This is a genomic window from Methanobrevibacter sp., assembly GCF_017539065.1.
Lineage (GTDB): Archaea > Methanobacteriota > Methanobacteria > Methanobacteriales > Methanobacteriaceae > Methanocatella.
The window spans coordinates 97,191-118,000 of sequence record NZ_JAFYHP010000012.1 but is presented as its reverse complement, the minus strand read 5'-3'; the positions used below and the strand labels follow the sequence as shown (position 1 = coordinate 118,000).

Below are 20,810 nucleotides of genomic sequence, written 5' to 3'. Positions count from 1 at the left end.
AACAATGATGATTAAGTTAATAATCATCAAAATCGTCATCATTATCTCTAACATAACCAACTAAAAATATTGCAATTAAAGCAATTACTGCTATAATAACAAAGATTGGCATGCTGGATTCGGTTGAACTAACAGCTTTAGATGCTGATTTATCAGAAAGTTCATATGCTTTAGCACCGGAATCACTTCCTCCACTAGATGACGGTGCTTGAGAACTTGACGCATCTGAAACAGATTTTGCATTTCCAGCTTGAGAAGCATCCTCTCCTGCAGAAGTGTGTCCTCCATCATTTGAACTATCGGACTCTTGTTTTTTGGAGGTTCCATTAGCCAAAGTGTTTGCATTTTGGTTACCGTCCCCATCTCCAGAGGATTTGCCATCTGAATCACCTTGGTTCACATTATTATTCGCATCTTGTTCCATTTGATATAACGGATCTGTGTTAGTTGCTTGAGCTAAGATTTCTGCAAATTTTTGTTTTTGAGCTGGAGTCAAAGAGCTCATTTGGATAAGTTCCATGTTAAATGCCAGATTCTTACATGTGTGGTGACAACATGCAACACCATAATCGATGACACTTTGCATGTAATTATCAACAAGTTGCTGAACTTTACTTGCATCTCCTTTCCAAAGTCCCTGATTATTCATATAGATTAACCATGCCATTGAAGATTGAATACCCGGAGCCAAAGTAGATTTATCAACACCTTGATTTATATATAATGCAGTATCCGCCATTTGATTACCCAAAGCTGTACTTAAGCCTTCGCCACCTAATACTGTAGACGCATACATATTTTGCATTCTTGCAGCCCATGCATTCATTCCAGCAGGAGTGCTGATTAAAGATTGGAAATATTGAGGATTTACAATCATACTCCTAATTTCAAATTCTAATTCTTCTTGATATGTCCTTGAAATATAATTATTTTTATTCCTAATATCTACAAATGCAGTATCTGGGTCTGCTTTTCCTGATTGATTCTTTAAAACTTTAGCAGAATTTAATAAACCGCCAAACCAATCATAATAATCATCAGAATCAAACAACCTCCATGTACTATCGAAGTTTTGAGTAATTAAGTCAACATTATCCAAAAGATATTCATAATTTTTTCTTTCTTTATTGATGACAATATTACCGTTTTCGTCAATAGTCCAGGAATAAGATACTTTATTTAAATAAACATCAGCAGCATATTCGTTAACAGTTGATATATTCCAATCGGAAGTACTTGGAATAAGATTGCTCATACCAGTTCCCTCCAATATATTTCCAGGCAATCCGAATAGCCTATCCAAAGATGGATTTTCAGCATAATGTTTTATTACATAATTATTAGTTGAATCTTCACCTTCAGCAGAAGCAGCCATATTAACTGCTGTTAGCATCCAGTTAATCCAATCTTTATTACTTGTAACAATACTTGCGAATACATCAATTCTAGGCCTATTTACGATAGTGCCATTACTTAACTTAACAGTTAAATTTTCTAATGGCATCATTTCAACGCCTTTCACTTTATCATTGGAATCTGATACCCAAACTGGTTTGCAACCTAAGAAGTATAAAAATTCAGCAACACCAATTCCTTCAGTTCTTGATATTTCAGTACCCCATAAAATCAATGAAGTTAATTCAGGCCATTTTCCATGTTGTTCATAGTAATTAGCCAATAATAAATCTACAATATTAACTGCAGAATCATAAGCTGCATGTGAAGGCATTCTTGTCGGATCGGATGAATATCCATCATATCCGGTTGGAATGGAATCACTATATGCCGGATCAGCAAATAAGCCCGGTGCAACATATCTTCCGTCTAAGGCTGAAAATATTGCATTCCATTCATTGTTATTTTGGATATTGACAATTACTTTTGCACAAAACTCGGTTGATGCATATAAACTACTATTTGGAGAAATGCCAAATTGTGAATTTAACTCTTCAACTGAACTGCCATTAACGAGATGTTCTACATATAAGAGCAAAAATTCTTTAACGGCATGTGCTTCATTTAGATAATTCACATTTCCACTAATATCATTGAAATAGTCTTTATTAGATAAATTTGGATACAAATGATGCAATATTTGATTATAAACTTTAGTTTGTGAAGCAACAATTGTTGCAACTTCCTGTATAAGTTCATAACCTGTTAATATTTTACCAATATTATGCAATCCATAAGTGTTGAAATCATCGCTGATTTCTTCCAAATAAACGTGCAACTCATTAACCCAAGTAGTGAAATTTTCACCCTCAGTCAGATTTCTAAAACCTAAACTCGGAGCCAATTTCAATATTTCACCAGCATAATATTCTGCATTAGATGTGACATTAAGAGAAATTTGTTCTTTATAACGATTAATATACTCATTTAAAACTGAATAATTACCATATAAGTCAGTTGAAACCATGGCAGGAGTCATATGAGTAATCATTAATGAGGAAATCCTATCACGAGCAACCATTGCTTCACCAGGGTTAGAAACGATATATGGATATATTGTTGGAGTTAATGTTAACTCAAAAGTCCAATCCCCATCTAAAGAACCAAGGTTTGTGCCAGGCAACCATTCGAGAGTTCCGTGAGTCCCCATGTTAATAATAGCATTTGCTTCAAATGTCTTATCTAACCATTCATAAAATGTCACATACTGTTGATGAGGAGGCAATTTTAAATCGTGGTAATTTTCCACTTCCTCCCATCCCCTACTTGGTTGGAAAGTAACTAAAATATTGCCGAACCATAATCCTGGAATAACAATATATTGGTTTTTATAAACCATTATTTCTCCAAGAGTTCCGCTTTGTCCCCAGCGGGCCATCATTTCATCATACAATTCCGGTTTTATATCAGAAGTTAGTTTAAAGAAATCTTTAATTGAAATTAACTGATTATGGGTCACTAAACTATCCCAATTTGTTTCAACATACTGTTCAAGTAATCCTGAAGCCCAAGATCCCTTATTACCCATCTTAAATACAAAATCTGTGAAATTATCTAAACTCATTATATCATTCACGTCACACCCGATATCATAACCTTGTTGGCCTAATTGGATAATTAATTCATAAGTACTTAAAAATACATCTAAATAAGATGCACCAATTTCGGCTTTACCAGGCGGATAATTGTAAAGTACGATAGCTATCTTTTTATCAGAATTATTCATATCTCTTAAATCGGCCCAACCACAGCTTAATTTTACCATTTTTTCAATACCTGATGGAATTACATGGACTGCTCCAGCACCATCTATATAAGATAAAATCACAGGACCGTATACTCCTTCAAAACTAGGATAAGTAACAGCGTAAGTCCATTCGACTTGAGGGCCCAATTCACTATTGAAACTGTATTCAGAAATTTCGTTAACACCTTTTAGGACTTCTAAATCTATTTCAGATAAGTCAGATTCTGCAGAACCATTAGCATAACTTAAAGACCAACTATATAATGAGATAATTGCTGAAATTCCAACATTTGAAATTTGATTAACTTTATTTAATAGAGAAGACATTGAAGGTTGTGTGGAAAACTTAAATATATTAAATGCAGGCCTTCCATTGGCCTCATATTCTCTAATTAAAGAATCTACAACATTTCCACCATAATAATAGGTAGCAATAGCCATGAATTTAGTATCTGGATTAAACTTAGAAATATAACTACTTTCAAATTGTTTGAATAATTCTGATGGATCTAAAACTTCTTCAACCCATTGATTATAATTATCAGTCATCCAGTTCAAACTTCCTTCGCCATCATGATTATAACCGGGATTAGAAGCAATCCAGCTATTTATTAAAGCACCATCTGGAGTTACAGAATAAATACCTAAATCAGGATGATAGAAACCACATTCGGGACTCATCAATGGAGCATTAGCTACATCAAGCGTAGGATTCAGATATTCAGTAGGATTAACTAAATAATAAACATATTTCAAGTAATTCTCCATATTGCTTCGCAAAATATCGGATTCATTTATGTCTTTTGCTTGGAAATATGAACCAATATAAGTATTTTCGATTGTATTAAATGTATTATTCTCAGCACTTGCCCCCACAATATGGATATTTGTACCATTTAATATTCTGGGGTCATAAACACCAAACGTATACGCTACATTATAATTAGTGTTAGCAGGAGAGTTGCTCAATATTCTATTTAATACTTCTGCAGTGAATTTATTGCTCCCTTCTGCAAACATGTCGACATGAATGAAGTTTGCATATTTGCATAGCCACTCCCTAGACTTATCATAATCAGTGGTACTGATATATGCAACTCTTCTTGACATGTTCATTAACAGATCCACTTTCTCATTGTGAGAATTATAATCCACTAATAAAAGTATATCTGGTGCAAACATTACATCCTTAATTTCAAAAGTTCCTCCATTTTTATTTGTCAAATCAATATTCAGCTTTATAGGATTATATGTTGAATATGTTAATTCCAAATTATATTTTGAAGAACCAACACCGGTAAATGTTGCAATACCATTCGAGTTAGTAGATTGAATAGCAATTAAACTATTTGAAGAGTTATATAATTTAACTGTCGCTCCGGATAGCTTAATTCCATCTTCGCTCCATGTTTTGCTTGTTTCATTAAACGAATCGTAAACATGAACATTAATTACATTATTGCCTGCTTCAAGCATACCCCCATCTGATTGAGAAGACTGAACATTTGGAACCTCCTGGATTTGTGTTACCTCTTCTAACTCATTTTGAGCACTCACCACATCAGATATTGTTTCATTATCTCCTGCAAAAACACTCGTTACAGAAAATAGAAGCAATATTGAAAGAATTAATGCGAATACTATTTTTCTGTCTAATCTTTTCGTATTTTCACCTCCTTTATGCCCAATTTCGAAACATAGCAAAATCATATTTACTATACGTTTAAATTTGATTTGAAAATATATAAAATTAACTAAACTTCATTAAAATTAGTTATAACTAAACTTTAACCTAAATAAAAGAGATACCTTTAAATACTTAAATGAATAAATAAAGTGTGCTATTATAAAGAGGTGATAATATGCGTAAAACTATAGTTATATTAGCGCTAATCCTCATAGGAATGCTAATTCCAATAGGATTTGCTACAAGTGATACACAAGTTGTTATAACCTACGGTGAGACCACTCACAACAATGCAGATTACAAGAACACTGTAGACAGTTTCTTTGTAAATAATGCTGGCATCGACTTAAAAAATGTTGATTCAAAAATAATCACTGCAAGTGATGTAAATAAGATTTCAAGCTCTATAACCGGTAAAACTTACTCATCAAATCAAATCTTTTCATCAGCACTTGTTGATTTGAATGATAATGACCAACTGGCGGTAAGTGTTGATAAATCCAAAATTACAACAATCACAGGAGACATGTACATGTCCGCTCTAAAATCAGCAGGAATTACATCAGGACACGTTTATGTAACAAGTCCAGTGACTGCTACTGGGGAATCTGCACTTGCAGGCATCATGAATTCATATGAAGTAGTTACTGATGTCGAAATTCCAGAACCTGTAAAAGAAGCGGCAAACAATGAAATTTACACTCAAGCCGAAATTGTTAAAAACTCAGATGTTGATGCTGACGAGCTATCACAATTGGTTGATGATGTAAAAGAAGAAGTGCAAGTAAATAATGTAACCGATCACCAAACCATCGTGAACATTATCAATAACTACACTATCATTAATAACATTAACATTACCGATGTTGATATTGAAAACCTTGCGGACAGTATTGAACAAACACAAAATGTTCAAGCTGAAGTAAACAATTATCAAACTGAAGTGTCAGATGTTTTAAACAGCACTGATGTTGATTCAACCGTAAATGGCGTAGAAGGATTATTAAACGGATTATTTAATTAAATAATCCTACTTTTTCTTTTTTTTAGATTAAATATTTAAAAAGCGAATCAATTGAAATTATTGATTAAAAAAATAAGAATAAGGGAAATTAATCCCTTAATATGTCATCACTAAACTACATGAATGGTATAATACACTGGATCATAAGCATATACATTATAAGCATGTTTGTGAGTATATGTTTTACCACAGTGACATTCGAACTTAGAAGTGACTTTATATTTTGATTTACTAGATATGTATTTATGGGTTCCTGGAACATATTTGACCTTAAGTTTCACTTTGACGGATTTTTTATAGTAGGCGTCGTCTCCTCTACCTCCCATATAGACATCGGATAACTCAGCATGTGCTTTTACTTTTGCTTTTCCATTTTTAACTTTTACCCAATAGTATCCATCTCTTTCTTTAATTCTAAGCTTACCGTTTTTAACTTTTTTGCCGTTTGTAGTTTTTACTTTGAAAGTTAAATATTTGTGTTTACCCACTTTCAATGTAATATCTTTGGTATAAATTTTTGTAGCATACCTCTTTTTCAATGTAGCTTTTGAAGAAACTTTTTTAGTTTTATATAAGTTTGCAGTTCCCAAATATTTAGCAGTGTATTTATATTTTTTAACTTTTTTCAATTTGACCTTTTTAGTGGCAACTCCATTTTTAACATTGACAGTGTATTTTTTACCATTAATTTTAAATTTGACTTTGCCTTCGTTGACGTTTTTGCCATTTGATTTTACAGTAGCTTTAAGTTTAACTTTATATCCTTTATATTCACTTGCTTTTTTAGCTTTGATGGATACACCTACCTTTTTGACAGTAATTGTTTTGACAGCAGATCCGGAAATATAGGATGGACCCGGTGTTATTGTAACTGTCCATGTTCCTGCTCCCAATGGAGGTACAAAAGAAATTTGGCCATTAGAATTAGGTGTGTAATATTTTGTTATACTAGTTTTTCCTTTAGTAAATACAACTTTAACGCTTAATGAGGTCAGTGGTTTTTGAGTTACCATATCAGTTAGGGTAGCAGTCATTTTAGCACCGGACATATACGCTGCATTATAATTGCTGGCAGTTATAACTGCAGCTCCTTTAACAGATAACTTTGCACTATCCATAATAATTCCATCATATGTATTTTCTGCCACCATGACATACTCTCCCGGAGTTAAAGTATTTTTTTCAATAGTTATTGAATATTCTCTTGCCTCTGTAGTTGTTTTTGCATAATGATGCGTATAAACTGCCTTAGCATTTTTATCATAAATAATAAAATTAAAGTCATATCCCGCATAGCTTGATATAGAACAAGGATCAATATAACACATAAATTTTTCTTTTTTATCAGAGCTGATTGTAGTATCATATAGGTCAATATCATACCAACTAGCAAAAATCATTGACAATGCTTCGTCAGATTCATCAACTGTTAATTTGGCATCCTCTTCACTAGCAGATAATTTTTCATCCTCAGCGTCATTTTCATCTACTGCCTTTTCTAAATCCTGTTCAGAATTCGTTGCCACATCATCTGCACTTGCTTCATCAATCATTACAGCATCACTATCTTCAATAGCTTCCACCGCATCTGAAACATCATCTGTTGCACAAACTGCAGACAACGTGCAAACACTTACTATCAATAATAATAGTATAATGATATATTTTTTATTAAACATATTCTCCCCTTAAGTTAATTTGATTATAAGAAATCAATCCTTATATTAAATAATCTTTTTTTAAAAGTATATAAAATTATATATAATTCTAATCATAGACCCGAATTAATTAATGTTTTTAGATTATATTATATATTTTATTAACTTAAAAGAAAAATCTGAATATTTTTCAATACAAAATAAAAATAGAAGTTATTTACGTTTTTTCGCGGCCGGAAGTTCTTCATACATCGCTTCCACCAGTTCTTTAAGAAATGCCCTATTTTCCACATCCTCAACAAGCACCATTTCCTTTGCACCCTCATATGGCCGTTCCATATTTGCATTAGGTATCATTGCTATGGCTGTTTTAACAGGCTTGATGAGAAAACGGTTATCATAAATGCCTCCTATAATTTTGCCGCGATAGTAGATGATATATTCTCCCATCATCGCCCTATGGGTTATATCATCCAAATCTGATAACTGTTCCAAAATATATTCCAAGTAGTCTTTACTTGATGCCATATTAATCACCTGTAAGTTAATTTATAATTTGTAATATTTCACTTTTTAATTAATTAATGAGGAGCTATTAACATGATAATTTAAATTAGCTAACTATTAAACGTTCGGGTTCTGTTTAGCAATGCAATAGTGGCAAGTTGCATTGACATTGTCCATATGCTTTTCTTTAACCGGACAGAAATATTCTCCATTTATTTCCTCAACTTTAAGGTTTCCGGGAAATTCGCTTCCAACATGGTGTATGGGCTCTTCGGTGATATATGTTACATATAATGAAATGAGAGCATAAACTAATGGGAATTTATCTCCTTCAAAACCGGGCACCGCCTCTTTTTCAAACATTCTCTCAAGAATAGGGAATGTTTCATCAAAGGAATCCTTATCGATATCTGAGTCATCATAATCTTTTAAAGCGATGAGTTCAGTTATGCGCAATATGAAATTTTTAATATAAATTTCCAGGAAGTGTTCGCGATACTCTTCATCGAGATATTCGCCTTCTTTTCTCATGCGTTCTGAAAGACTCATTAAGTCATATACACTAATTGTATGTGCGTATTTTTTAAGTATTCTCATCAATTCGCTTTTTTTAATAGAATCCTGTGAGGACAGTTCCTTTAATTCTATCAGAATATCTTCAGATTCCATAGTATAATATATTATTTTTATTAATAAAAAATACTTTTTGTTTGAACATTTTTTCATGGAAAGTAGTCTTAATTAATGTGAAAATTAGCAAAATAAGAAAATAATTAATATTCCTGGCATGTTAAGAGAAGGCCACTTAAAATCGTGTGGGTTACCTATCAAAAATAATCCAAAACTACCAAATTTTCTGACATTTTGTTTTATGGAAAAATAGCAGTTATAGTTAATAAATACCCATTCAAATGATGGTTACCTAATTTTTTTTGATGAATACCCTAAAAAAGAGAATCAATTATATGATTTCATTTATTGGAAATAAAAAGTTTATAAGAATTTTCTATTAGGCTCAACTAAAAAAAGAAAATGAAAGATAATTAATCTGAATAATTATCTATATACTTTAAATATTATACCCACTGACATTATAAAATACCTTATTTAAACTCAAGTGATTGTTTTAGCCCTTTAATCAATTGTACATCATGAGTTAAATTTACATCATCTAAAGAGTCACTGTATGATACATCAATTGTTACATAAAAATGTTTTCCGTCCTTTTCAAATTCTGCATAAGTATAATTAGCTGAAGACCCATAATCATCATCATAAAATAATTCGCCTTTCATAACTTTTAAATCACCTTCAGTATACTCATCAACCACAACCAGTTTATCAGGAAAACCATCATAAGGAACTGTTGAAACATCCATATTCCTATAGAGCTCACCAACCTCAACTAAACCCGTATGTAAACAAACTTCATGTTCGGGGTCTACTGCAGATGCTTCTCCCTTTTCAAATCCTTCTGGAAGAAGAACTGAAAACTCACCACATTCAATTCTATTAAATAATAATCCTCCGCCATGAGAATATTCAACATCATCAGTTTTATTGTTATCAGTTTTATTATTGGTATTTTTATCTGGAGATATTGCTCCACCTATCATACCTATAATAATAATTCCAATACAACAAGCACAAACTACTGATATTGCTTTTTTTGTTGTGCTCCATTCTTTCCAGTCATCTAAAAAACTCATTTAAAAACCACCTAACTGTAAATAAATGAAGTATTTTAAAGCTTTGATAATAATCCCTAAACCTAAACCACCCATTAAACCAGTTATTAACCTTAGAACATTATTGCTTTCACGATTTCCTCTAAATTGAGTTAAACCATCGATTGCAGATGGTATTAACAAAAAAAAAGAAAATAAAAGTAATTCAAAATCATAATCAACAAAAAAGAAGTATACATATATAAAATACAAAAACATACCAATATAGAAACCAGTGCATCTAGCACATACTGGAAATTGATATCCATTAATATGGAAACTCCTTTCAGGTTTTCTGTGGCAAATTAAGTTAGTTATATTCATATTATCTTAAACACGTTTTATTACTTCAATATTAATTATATCAAAATAACATATATATATTATGAAATAATTGTGACTATGAAAATTAATATCTCCTAAATTTCATTTATCATTTCAAAAAAAAGAATAATTAATATTTTGGCATGTTAAGAGTAACCCACATTCTGTTTATACAGCATTCATCTTAGCGAACTACCTTGCCTACAACAAATGATTATCGGCAGCTTTGCTCTTGCATCCTATGGAATGGCCGTTTCACCGTTTCTTTTAATGTCCTCAATTAACTGTCATCGTCTACCATTAAAAGTCGTTTCGTTTCTGCTCCAGAGTCATACTTCTCAGTATACGTTTTTCAACGCCATAGTTTTGTTTGATGTGCGGAGTTTCCTTAGTTAAAATAACCAGTAGCTGTCTTTAACTTGCCAAAAAATATTAATTAAAAGTAGCAGGGCCTAGATTTGAACTAGGGATCTCGGGGTTATGAGCCCCGCGGGTTCACCAGACTACCCCACCCTGCTATAACAAAATTAGTAATACTATTATTTATATGCAAGGAATATTATATAAAGTTTTCGTAAAAGTGAAAAAAATCAAAGAAAATAAAATTAATTATTCTCTAATGATTCAATTCTCTTATCCAAATCATCTAATTTTTCCTGAGTAACTTTTTGGAACTCTTCAGAAGATTTTTTGAATTCTTTATAATCTTTTTCTAATTCATCTACATTGTTAGTAGTTTCACTGAATTTAGTTTGAAGATCTTCTAAGTCATCAGTAGTTGCCAAAGACCAGTCTTTGATTAATTCATCACTTTTAGCATCTAAAAATGCATCAATTTTATTAGAAAATGCATCAGTGTTTATTCCAGACATGTCAATATCACTTAATTTGACTTTGATTCTTTTAGTCATTGACCCAGATCCTTCTTCAGCAGCGACTTCATTATTAACTAAATCTGAAGGATTTCCGCCTAAAACCTCATCCATATGTGCGTCAGCACTAGTTGGAACATAATTGCGTATTTTATCCAATGTAGACGGACTATTTAATAAATAATAATAAACTAAAACTACGATTGCAATAATTAAAATAATTACGGCAATTGCTTCTGTAGCATCCATTTTTCCACCTATTTATTCATTTTTTGAAGTTTAGCTTCTTTTTTCTCGATTTCTTTGAGCATTTTTTCTAATTTTCTTTGTTCAGTTTCAGCTTCAAGTCTAGCTAATCTTTCATTGATTTCGGAATGAAGATAACCTACACGGCTTCTAGCTTCAGTAGTGGATTGCCTAATTGCTGAAAGACTATCTTGTTGCTCTTGTGGTAATGGAATTGGATTATCCATTAATCTTTTAGATTCTATGTCTTTTTCTACCATTGACATTTTTTTAAGTTCAATTTCTTTTTCAAGCATTAAAATTGAATTTTTAGAGTTTGCAACACTTTTCCATTGTGCAACAATTATTATTAATACAATAGCAACAATAACTAAAACAATTAATAAAAATATTTGGTCAGGTATTATAGGAACGTCCATTTTTCAACCTCCAATTTATATATAAATTGTAATACAAAATATTATATAAACTTTATCAATTAAATATTTAATTGATTTAAAGGAAGGTAAAAATTTATGATTGAATCTTATATTAAATCTGGAAAACTTACTTCAAAAATTCGTGATGAAGCTTCAAAAATGATTAAAGATGGAACTTTAGTCATTGATTTAGTTGAATATGTGGAAAATGAAATTTTAAAATCCGGAGCGCAGATTGCATTCCCATGCAATGTATCATTAAATGAAGTAGCCGCCCATTATACCTCTCCACTAGGAGATGAAACCGTAATTCATGCTGGAGATATGGTTAAATTGGATTTAGGTGCAATGGTTGATGGATATATCGCAGATACCGCAGTTACAATTATAGCGGCCGGAAATATTGATGAAAATTACACTCAAGATGAAATAAATTTGCATGAAGAAATTGTAGAAGCCTCAGCCGCAGGCCTTGAAGCGGCAATTGCAACTGTTAGAGCAGGAATTGAAGTTTCAAAAATTGGAGCGGCTGTTCACGAAGCAATATCAGAATATAAATTAAATCCGATTTTTAATTTAACAGGACACAGTTTAGAACAAAACAATTTACATGCGGGAATTTCAATACCAAATTATGATAATCATGATAACTATGTTTTAGATGAAGGGCAGGCAATAGCCATTGAACCATTCGCAACAAATGGTGAGGGAATTGTTAACGATTCTCCAGGACATTATATTTTCTCATATTTGGCCAATAAACCATTTAGAATGAAAAATACTCAAAGAGTTTTAAAATACATACAAAATAATCATAGATTCGTCCCGTTTTCAGGCAGATGGATTACAAATGAATTTGGTGAGAGAAAAGGAAATATTGCATTAAAACAATTATCAGATGCGATGGCAATTTATCCATATGCTCCATTACGTGAAAAGCAGGACTGTTTTGTAAGTCAAAAAGAGCATACTGTCATTGTGGAAAAAGAAGGATGTACAGTCACAACTATCTAAAAAAAATTTAAATGAAGAGAGAACTCTCTTCATCATGCATAATATTGGGAATAGACTAATGTTATTTTTGCTTTTTTATAAGAAGAAACAACCTTGTAGGTTCCTAGCTTTTTAGGAGTCTTAAGATTAAATGTTGCTATTCCTTTTTTATTGGTTTTGGATTTATATGATTTTTTGTTAAACTTAACTTTTATCTTCTTGTTCTTCTTATTTTTGCCTAAAAACTTAACTTTAAATTTTATTGTAGATTTGATTTTCTTGTTTTTAAATGAAGTCAATGGTTTTAGAACTTGCTTTACCTGAAGAATGGAAGTAACAAGATAATCCTTATATTTTACACCCATCTCATACGAACCCGGTTTAAAAGTTAATTTCAGTTTTGCATAACCGTTTTTATCGGTTTTCTTAGTGAATGTTTTTTTACCTACTGCAAAAGTGACTTTTTGGCCAGCTTTTACATGTTTGCCATCATCTCCGAAAACACGAACCTTATAGGTGTTTCCGCCATCATAATACATTTTAATGTTTTTTGAACCAGTGATAACATCAAATACTTTGATGATTGCAGAATCAATAGCCATTGTTTCAGGATTTAATGCTGCAATTTTATGATTACCGTTTTTTATAGGAATGGTCAATAATGCAACCCCATTTGAATCAGTAACTGGTGCATAATCATTATAATCATCCACTTCAAACAGTACCTTAGTATTTTTCAATGGAGTGCCGTTTGCATCTAAAAAAGTGGCCTGATACTGGATATATCCATTATAACGTTTGGTAACTTTCCCCATCTTAATAGTTTTAATATCATTTTGAGTATTTGCATTGCCTGTTTCGGCAGCCATTACATCATCGGGAGCGTTATTTAAAGTATCTTGCTGATCATTTTCAAGTTCTATTACATTGTCATCAACGTCGGACAATGATTGGGTTGTATTTTCATCAACTGCAAATGCGAAATTTAATGCCAATAAAAATGCAATTGCAACAACTAAAAGAAATAATCTATTTTGCTTAATATTATCGCCTCCACTAATTTAATATATTGGCTTAAATGATATTTAAGTTTTATAAAAAAAGATTCAGAAGCAGAGGTTTAAAAAAAAGAAAAAAAGAAAGAAGTGGAATTAGTATTCCACAGGAAGTGGTAATCCCATTTTTGCTCTTCTTTCGCGTTCTTTGCCGTTTTTGTCTTTTTTACCTGCAGCTAATTTTTCAAGTAATCCAAGACCTGGTTTTACTTCGTCCATTGGTTTGGTTTCGATTAAACCAGCATCAACAGCAGCTTTAAATACAGTTTCACCAGCATCGGTTCTGGTTAAAACAGTGGACCAACCGTCAGGAGATCCTACAGAACCGGTTGATACGTCAGCCCATTCAGCAACGTAATCCATACAGATGTTACATCCAGCTTGTTCGTATCCGTGAGTTTCTTTGATAGCTAAACCGCTGTCTTCACCATCTTTGGTTAACCAGAATTTACCTTTACCGATGTCCATTTTACTAGCATCTTGTAATGAGTCAAATCCTAATTTTGCGGTTGCAAAGGTATCAAGAGAAGCCATAGGGAAATTTTCCATACAGTAGATACCGATGATTAAACTAATTTTTCCAGTAACAAATCTTGTTAATGGATAAGCGTTTGCTTTTCTTAAACCTTGAATTTGACATGGAGTTGCTACAACACCAACTTTTTCTAATCCGTATTGACGGGTAGCTTCTTTTAAAGCGGATAAAGTTGGGGACATTGAATATTTAGTACCAGCAGCTGCAATAACTTCGTCGGAGGAAGTTACTACAGTAGGAATTGGTCTCCAATCTTCGTCAGGAGTTCCAGCTACAACAGCACCTTCAATGATTCCTTCATCAAGTGCGTAACAGAGTAATGCTGAAACAATACCTCCGTCTTGTGATACGTCAGTAATTTTGCTATCAGTAGCCCTTGCAGATAATGCTTCTTTATAAGTTCCTAATGGCATGTTCATTCCTCCTATAATCCAGTTTCCTCTTTAATTCTTTTTATAGGTAACCATGCTCTTGGACACATTGCATAACAAGATCCACATTTAATACATCTGTCCCTATCACAGCTAGGTCTACCTTCAGTAAAGCCCATAGCTCTTGTTGGACAAGCGAGAGCACAAGTTCCACATCCAGTACATAATCCGTTACGGATAATGTTTGTCATTACATCACAGCCACATCCAGCGTTGCAAGCAGCAATGTCCATTGCAGGTTGTAAGTATTCTAAGTCACCGTTACATAATGCAACTACAGCATTTGCAATCATTTCAGGAGCTACAGGACAACCTGGAAGTGCTAAATCTACTTTTACTAATGAACTAATTGGTGCAAAAGATTCATGTTTAGGTTGTGCTTGTTGGCCTCCACGTGCGAAGGTTGTGAAACAACCAGTCATAGCACAGGAACCGAATGCACAAATTAATCCGGATTTTTCTCTTGCCATTAATAATTCTTGAACACTGTGTTCATCTTGTAAACATACGGATCCTTCAATTAAACATAAGTCCATTTCAGGCATTTCTTCAGCGTAAGTACCGTGAACCCATTTGTCAACTAAAGTTTGTCCGTATACGATGTCAACTAAATCAGTTAATACAGTAGATAAAATGTCATAGTTTTCAGTTAAAGACATTGCATCTCCAGTACAACCACTTAAGTGAATGTAACCAATACGTGGTTTTGCGGATGCTGCAGGAGCTGCTTCTGGTGCAGGTGCAGCTTCAACTTTTTCTTCTACTTTTGGTGCGACTTCTTCTTTAGAACCGCCAAAAGCTTTTTTCAATTTATCAAACATTATTTTACCCCGATTTCTTTTAAAATAATATCTATAGCTTTAGGAACTGCCTTTTCTACGGGTTCTGTTAAACCCATATCAACATCCGGTGTTGGAATTGATGCAGGTTTGCATCCTACAATAACGACTTCACATTTCTGAGCGATTTCACGAAGAGGATCCTCAACTGTCATACCATGAGGATTATCATATTTCCCTTTTTGCATAACTTCTGGGTCAAAAATTTCCACAGTACCCGGTTCAGCATTGAATTCGACAACATCGACTACAATAAGTTTCTTCCAATCATATTCAGTATATAATGGGAAGAAATTAGTTGGTGCTGCTGTTCCACCATCAATGAATTGAACACTATCAGGTAAAGTTATACCTTCAAATTTCTCTTCGATTTCGTTTAAAATTTGTTTATCAAACTCATCATCAACATATGAAGTGACTGCAGGGTCATAATAGTCATTTGTGTCATTAAGATATTTTTGTAAAACATTAATGACTACCGGACCATAACCATCATCTTTAAATAGTATATTTCCGCATCCAACAACAATGATGTCTGAATCGTAAGGCATTAATTAATTCCTCCAAACTTAGATTCTCACCATTTCATTTTTGAGAATGGATTTGTCCTCATCATCAACTACCATTACATGAGTAGCACAGGATAAACATGGATCGTAAGCTCTGATTACATGTGGACCTAACTCATGGTGGAATCCTTCAGTTGCAGGACCCATGGTTGGAATGTTCCAAGTAGTTGGTACAATTGCTGAATAGAATTGGGTTTTGCCTTCTTTGACTTGAGCCATATGTACATCAGTTCCTCTAGGACCTTCTATGACACCAAATCCAAGTTCCCCAGTTCCTCTTTTATCGTAAGATACATTTGCAGGTGCTGCAGTATCAATTGCGTCTAATGCTTCCATACAAGCATCGTAATTTTTCAACATTTCTTGAGCACGAGCGATATGTTGAGCAACTACACCTTTGTCTTTAAATCCAGAGAATTTTTCCATTCTTGCTCTTGGACCAGTTTCAACATTGGAACCTTCCCATAAAGGAATTACTGAACATGCTTTTGTACCTATTTCTGGGTCATCATACCATGCTTCAGGTAATACTTCTGAGAATTTGTCCATATCGAAATCGTTGGTACCGTAAGTTGCATCCATTGCCATTAACGGTTGGTTAACAACACCTAAATCTGCAGGCAAACCAGCTTCGTGAACACAGTTTGCAATAAATTCAACGTGTGCTTCAAGTTTTGGTTTTAAAGCAGTCATTCTTTCGATTAATCTTTCTTTGGTGAATGGGGTAATGTTTCTTGCCATTCCTCCTACTCTAATATCAGATGGGTGGATACCTTCACCAGCAATCATGTCTACAACATATTGAACAGTTTTTCTTACTTCACTTACACTGTTAACTGCATCTACGAATTTGTCTTCAGGGACAACGTCAGGTGCAATTAAGAATTGGTGAATTGCTGCACTGTTAATACCATGTGCTGCTGCGACAGCTTTTCTTAACAATTTAGCTGCTTTAGGGATCTCAATACCTAAAGCCATGTCCATAGCTTCAGCGGATGCTAAAGTATGTGGAATAGGACATACTCCACATATTCTTTGACATAAAACTGGAGCGGTTTCAGGTGCTTTGTTAAGAACCATCTTTTCTAAACCCCTTACAGGAGTTATACTTAAATACATACCTTTTGTAACAATCCCTTCGTCGTCGACTTCCATGACGAGTTCGGCATGGCCCTCTTGACGAGTTGTAGGGGATATAACTACTCTATCTTTCAAATATGTCACCTCAATTATAAATTAGAAACTAACATTTAGTATATATATCCATTATTATTAATAAGTTACTTCAAAAAATCCAAATCGAAATATATATAAATGATAAAAATCTTAACTTATTTTATTATAATTTAATAAGTGATAGGAGGGAAATAAATGGATAAAGCAAATATAATTATTTCAATAATTATTGTATTATGTATCGCAGCAGCTGTTGCCGCTTACGGAATAACCAATAGTGAGAACCCAATATTCTCTGATTTATCTAGTATGGGCGCAAGTGATGATACTGGAAATCAAAACGGAATTGGAAATAATACTGTAACCACTGAACCAAATTCTGTAGCTACTACATCTGGAAGTTCAGGTTCAACTGGATCAGGATCAGGATCAGGCAGTTCATCTGGAAGTTCCTCCTCAAGTAGTTCTTCAAGTGATTCCTCTTCAAATAGCGGAAACTCAAATAGTGGAACTTCAAACAGTCCGCAATTATCATATAATCAAGCACAATCAATTGCATCTAGCGCAATCCTAGAAGAAGGGTGTTATGCTAAAGACGGATATTATTCCAACGGATACTGGATTTTTACAGTTTATGATGCTGATGGAAATGTAGTTGACACCATAGGCGTTAACGATGCAACAGGTATGACTGAAAGAGTTTAAGGATTATTTTTAATCCTTTTTTATTTTTTTCAAAAAATAGATAACTATATATAATAAAATTTACATAATTATTATTGTTACATATGAGGGCCCGTAGCCTAGCTGGATAGGGCGTCGGACTTCTAATCCGAAGACCCCGGGTTCAAATCCCGGCGGGTCCGCTCTTATGAATTCTTTTTTTAAATGAATGATTTTTCACAAATTAATTTATTAATGGGCTTGTAGCCTAGTCTGGAAGGGCGTAAGACTCCTAATCTTAAGATCGAGGGTTCAAATCCCTCCAAGTCCGCTTTTTAAAAATTATCCAAAGTTACCATTTTAGGCTTTTTAACTTCTTTTTTAAAACAGATTTTGCCATACTGTCCGCCACCACCCGGAACAATATCAATAGTATTGTTTCTAAAGGATTCAATAGCTAAGGCAACATCCGAATCTATTTTTTTAATTTCATCCAATTCCGCATTGATTAAAACATCAATTTCCGTTTTAAAATTATCAATTAATTTTTGCCAAATGCCCTGAACGGTTTTAGTTGTAACCCCTTTTTCATAAACTGAGGATATTATTTCAGCCAAGGGCATTAGATGAACATATTTGGGCCTAAAATCAGGATTGAGGGGTTTTTTAAAATCAGATATTTCAGATATTCTAAAATCAACTCCCTTTTTAATTGTGCCTCCACAACTACATTTCATTTTATTTTCTCGAGCGACAATAGGATCAATTAATTTATAGCACTTTGTACATGCAGTCATGTGGTATTTCCCTAAGTTCGGCACAAGACCATAATTTGCCTTAATATCCTTGTGTTTAATGGCTTTCTTAATTGAAGAATAGGAAATATCATCTAGTTCAATTTGATTAAATTCACGGCCTAACCTATGAGGCCATGGAGAGTGTGCATCCGAATTAGTTAAAAAAGGAAAATCTTTAAGCTCTGAAATACAATCTGCCATGTCAGTATCTGCAGATAATCCCAATTCAACAAAATCTGGTTTTTTTCCATAGCAATCATAAATGCTATCATATGACTTATACATTCCAGTCCATGGAGTAAACGCGTGTGCGGGACCAATCAAACAATCATAATCATGAGCCAATTCCAATAGTTCCGCACCCCCTAAGTTTGTTTTAGGTCTTCCATCAATATTCTTATTTTTTGAAGGGAGCTTTTCGGATAGTTCACGGGCAATATCCATATCCGGAATAATAATCACGTGATGAATTCTATGTTTTGCTTCCACTTCTGTTGTTAAAACAAAATCCATTCCATCAGCAGCATATATTCCATCTCCAGAATAAGTAGTGCTTTCGTCAATAATATCTAACCATTTAGGATGGAATGCATCGCCAGTTCCTAATAATTGTAGACCCTTTAATTTTGATTTGGGAGCCATGTTTTTAATTACCATGTCTTTAGATGACGCCATTGAAAAACAACTGTGAATGTGAAAATCAGCATTTACCAACATATATAATTGTTAGAAATTATTATTATTTTAAATTATCTAAAATCCCCTTAACCTCAAAAATAGGATATCTATCATTTTTAGGTTTTAAATCTGTGTTTAATTCAGAATATGAATCTAAATTTCTTAAAAAATAGTTTGTTTTGTCTATTAAATTAATTATTTCCTCTTGAGTTGTTGGAAAAGCAAGTTTTAATGTTGGAATATCCAAATCATTTACAATTTTGACAAATAAACTATGTGCATTGTTACAAGCATTTCCGCCAAATAATATCAAATCATTTAAGGAGCTATAAATCTTTTCATAATTGTCAGGACGTTTTCCTATTATGATAGCCGCATCTGCCCTATCGATTACTTTTGAAAATAAGAATAGTCTTGATTTTACCCCAGATGGAAGTTCGCTTGATGAATATTTTGTAATTAAATTATCAAATTTCAAATTCCCTTCACAAATGTCCATATTGTCATAACGGGAAAAATCACTGGGGGATAAATATGTGTGCCCATTCTTTTCTATTAACGGGATTACTATCATCGATGCATCCGGTATAACTATAACGTTCATAAAAAAAGTAAATAAATATTGGATTGATTATCCAATATATCTTAAATCATCAGCATTTCCGGCATTAGCTTTATTAATTAAATCTTGTTCCATTTGTTGAGCTTTAGCAATCATTTGTCTGGTTTCTTCAGCTCTTTCATCTAATTTATCAACATTAATTTCAAAATTAAGTATATGTGATAATTTTTTTAATAAAGCTTCAGCGGCTTCGGCATCAATGAAATATCCTGGGGTTTCACCCATAAGACACATTCCATGAATCCCTTGGCGAACTCCAAGGCCTAAAAATAGTCCGGAAGCTCCAACAATTCCGCCATCATTGGATCTTATTTCAATTTCCGCTTCTCTTAATAATTCAACATTAGCTTCGTTAGTAGCTGCGCCGAATATTTTAGGATTTTCCACAGGCTGTGGAGTAGTTGCCATGCCTCCTAATGTGAATATTCTATCAATATTATAATTTTTTGAGACAAAGTCCAAAATTTCCTTACACACTAAATATTGTCCTTCTGGAGATAAAGCTTGAGTATTGCCTACAAGAATTATCAAATCCAAATTATCCTCACCAACATCTCTCAGGTAGTATAATTCATTATACATATTTTCAATTATGCCCTCATCTCTTACAAGAACTTGAGGAGGAAATGTTGGAGAATGAATTTCAGCAAATTTTGTAGCTTCCAACTCATCAATCATATGATCTGCAGCCAATTTGCCAACATGGCCAAGACCTGGTAATGCTTCTATGAAAATAGGATTATCCAATTCAATTTCTTCTAAAACATTAATTTCAGCAGTATTCAT

Annotated in this window: 19 protein-coding genes, 3 tRNA genes and 1 other RNA gene; 5 read left to right on the top strand and 18 right to left on the bottom strand. The window is 33.2% G+C overall.

The window, feature by feature from the left end:
• Positions 1-16: 16 nt before the first annotated feature.
• Positions 17-4,912: a cobaltochelatase subunit CobN gene (locus tag IKS50_RS02640; protein WP_292844924.1), complete on the bottom strand. Its 4,896-nt coding sequence runs from the start codon at positions 4,910-4,912 to the stop codon at positions 17-19.
• A gap of 152 nt (positions 4,913-5,064) precedes the next feature.
• Here IKS50_RS02640 and IKS50_RS02635 point away from each other — a divergent pair, with 152 nt between their 5' ends.
• The gene (locus tag IKS50_RS02635) at positions 5,065-5,913 is read left to right on the top strand and encodes a DUF1002 domain-containing protein (RefSeq protein WP_292844921.1); all 849 of its coding nucleotides are present in this window, start codon (positions 5,065-5,067) and stop codon (positions 5,911-5,913) included.
• 110 nt (positions 5,914-6,023) lie between these two features.
• Here IKS50_RS02635 and IKS50_RS02630 read toward each other — a convergent pair whose 3' ends face one another.
• The 9 genes from IKS50_RS02630 to IKS50_RS02590 form a co-directional block, all read right to left on the bottom strand.
• On the bottom strand, positions 6,024-7,592 hold the full coding sequence (locus IKS50_RS02630; RefSeq protein ID WP_292844918.1) for an Ig-like domain repeat protein: 1,569 nt from the start codon (positions 7,590-7,592) through the stop codon (positions 6,024-6,026).
• Between the two features lie 192 nt (positions 7,593-7,784).
• Complete coding sequence (locus IKS50_RS02625) at positions 7,785-8,099, bottom strand: TfoX/Sxy family protein (RefSeq protein WP_292844915.1); 315 nt, start codon at positions 8,097-8,099, stop codon at positions 7,785-7,787.
• 96 nt (positions 8,100-8,195) lie between these two features.
• Positions 8,196-8,747 (bottom strand): DUF2115 family protein, encoded by a 552-nt coding sequence (locus IKS50_RS02620; protein WP_292844913.1) that lies wholly within the window; start codon positions 8,745-8,747, stop codon positions 8,196-8,198.
• A gap of 434 nt (positions 8,748-9,181) precedes the next feature.
• Entirely contained in the window at positions 9,182-9,787 is a 606-nt protein-coding gene (locus tag IKS50_RS02615; RefSeq protein ID WP_292844910.1) for a hypothetical protein, read from the bottom strand.
• Positions 9,788-10,129 (bottom strand): DUF2085 domain-containing protein, encoded by a 342-nt coding sequence (locus tag IKS50_RS02610; RefSeq protein ID WP_292844907.1) that lies wholly within the window; start codon positions 10,127-10,129, stop codon positions 9,788-9,790.
• Positions 10,130-10,270: 141 nt separating this feature from the next.
• Positions 10,271-10,552, bottom strand: an RNA gene (rnpB, locus tag IKS50_RS02605) — RNase P RNA component.
• 20 nt (positions 10,553-10,572) lie between these two features.
• Positions 10,573-10,647: transfer RNA gene (locus tag IKS50_RS02600), tRNA-Met, on the bottom strand.
• 87 nt (positions 10,648-10,734) lie between these two features.
• Complete coding sequence (locus IKS50_RS02595) at positions 10,735-11,250, bottom strand: hypothetical protein (RefSeq protein WP_292844903.1); 516 nt, start codon at positions 11,248-11,250, stop codon at positions 10,735-10,737.
• 8 nt (positions 11,251-11,258) lie between these two features.
• Complete coding sequence (locus IKS50_RS02590; RefSeq protein ID WP_292844900.1) at positions 11,259-11,666, bottom strand: hypothetical protein; 408 nt, start codon at positions 11,664-11,666, stop codon at positions 11,259-11,261.
• Positions 11,667-11,762: 96 nt separating this feature from the next.
• Here IKS50_RS02590 and map point away from each other — a divergent pair, with 96 nt between their 5' ends.
• The gene (map, locus tag IKS50_RS02585; RefSeq protein WP_292844897.1) at positions 11,763-12,680 is read left to right on the top strand and encodes a type II methionyl aminopeptidase; all 918 of its coding nucleotides are present in this window, start codon (positions 11,763-11,765) and stop codon (positions 12,678-12,680) included.
• 32 nt (positions 12,681-12,712) lie between these two features.
• On the opposite strand, the gene IKS50_RS02580 is transcribed toward map, so the two are convergent.
• The 5 genes from IKS50_RS02580 to frhA all read right to left on the bottom strand — a co-directional run bounded on the left by IKS50_RS02580 (position 12,713) and on the right by frhA (position 17,303).
• Entirely contained in the window at positions 12,713-13,654 is a 942-nt protein-coding gene (locus IKS50_RS02580; protein WP_292844894.1) for an Ig-like domain-containing protein, read from the bottom strand.
• A gap of 156 nt (positions 13,655-13,810) precedes the next feature.
• The gene (gene frhB, locus IKS50_RS02575) at positions 13,811-14,662 is read right to left on the bottom strand and encodes a coenzyme F420 hydrogenase subunit beta (protein WP_292844891.1); all 852 of its coding nucleotides are present in this window, start codon (positions 14,660-14,662) and stop codon (positions 13,811-13,813) included.
• A gap of 11 nt (positions 14,663-14,673) precedes the next feature.
• Positions 14,674-15,501, bottom strand: coding sequence for a coenzyme F420 hydrogenase subunit gamma (gene frhG, locus IKS50_RS02570; RefSeq protein WP_292844888.1), 828 nt, complete (start codon positions 15,499-15,501; stop codon positions 14,674-14,676).
• Entirely contained in the window at positions 15,501-16,070 is a 570-nt protein-coding gene (frhD, locus tag IKS50_RS02565; RefSeq protein WP_292844885.1) for a coenzyme F420-reducing hydrogenase, FrhD protein, read from the bottom strand. Before frhD ends, frhG begins: the two co-directional genes overlap by 1 nt.
• Before the next feature lie 18 nt (positions 16,071-16,088).
• On the bottom strand, positions 16,089-17,303 hold the full coding sequence (frhA, locus tag IKS50_RS02560) for a coenzyme F420 hydrogenase subunit alpha (protein ID WP_292844882.1): 1,215 nt from the start codon (positions 17,301-17,303) through the stop codon (positions 16,089-16,091).
• A gap of 156 nt (positions 17,304-17,459) precedes the next feature.
• Between frhA and IKS50_RS02555 the strand changes: the two genes are divergently transcribed.
• The 3 genes from IKS50_RS02555 to IKS50_RS02545 all read left to right on the top strand — a co-directional run bounded on the left by IKS50_RS02555 (position 17,460) and on the right by IKS50_RS02545 (position 18,258).
• Positions 17,460-17,969, top strand: coding sequence for an endoglucanase (locus IKS50_RS02555; protein ID WP_292844879.1), 510 nt, complete (start codon positions 17,460-17,462; stop codon positions 17,967-17,969).
• 87 nt (positions 17,970-18,056) lie between these two features.
• Positions 18,057-18,130: transfer RNA gene (locus IKS50_RS02550), tRNA-Arg, on the top strand.
• Positions 18,131-18,184: 54 nt separating this feature from the next.
• Positions 18,185-18,258 (top strand) — tRNA-Arg (locus IKS50_RS02545).
• A gap of 4 nt (positions 18,259-18,262) precedes the next feature.
• On the opposite strand, the gene IKS50_RS02540 is transcribed toward IKS50_RS02545, so the two are convergent.
• Genes IKS50_RS02540 through IKS50_RS02530 form a run of 3 tightly spaced genes read right to left on the bottom strand, consistent with a single transcriptional unit; the run spans position 18,263 to position 20,810 of the window.
• On the bottom strand, positions 18,263-19,441 hold the full coding sequence (locus IKS50_RS02540) for a TIGR00375 family protein (RefSeq protein ID WP_292844876.1): 1,179 nt from the start codon (positions 19,439-19,441) through the stop codon (positions 18,263-18,265).
• Between the two features lie 22 nt (positions 19,442-19,463).
• Positions 19,464-20,006: a DUF2112 family protein gene (locus IKS50_RS02535; RefSeq protein WP_292844873.1), complete on the bottom strand. Its 543-nt coding sequence runs from the start codon at positions 20,004-20,006 to the stop codon at positions 19,464-19,466.
• 27 nt (positions 20,007-20,033) lie between these two features.
• Entirely contained in the window at positions 20,034-20,810 is a 777-nt protein-coding gene (locus IKS50_RS02530; RefSeq protein WP_292844870.1) for a proteasome assembly chaperone family protein, read from the bottom strand.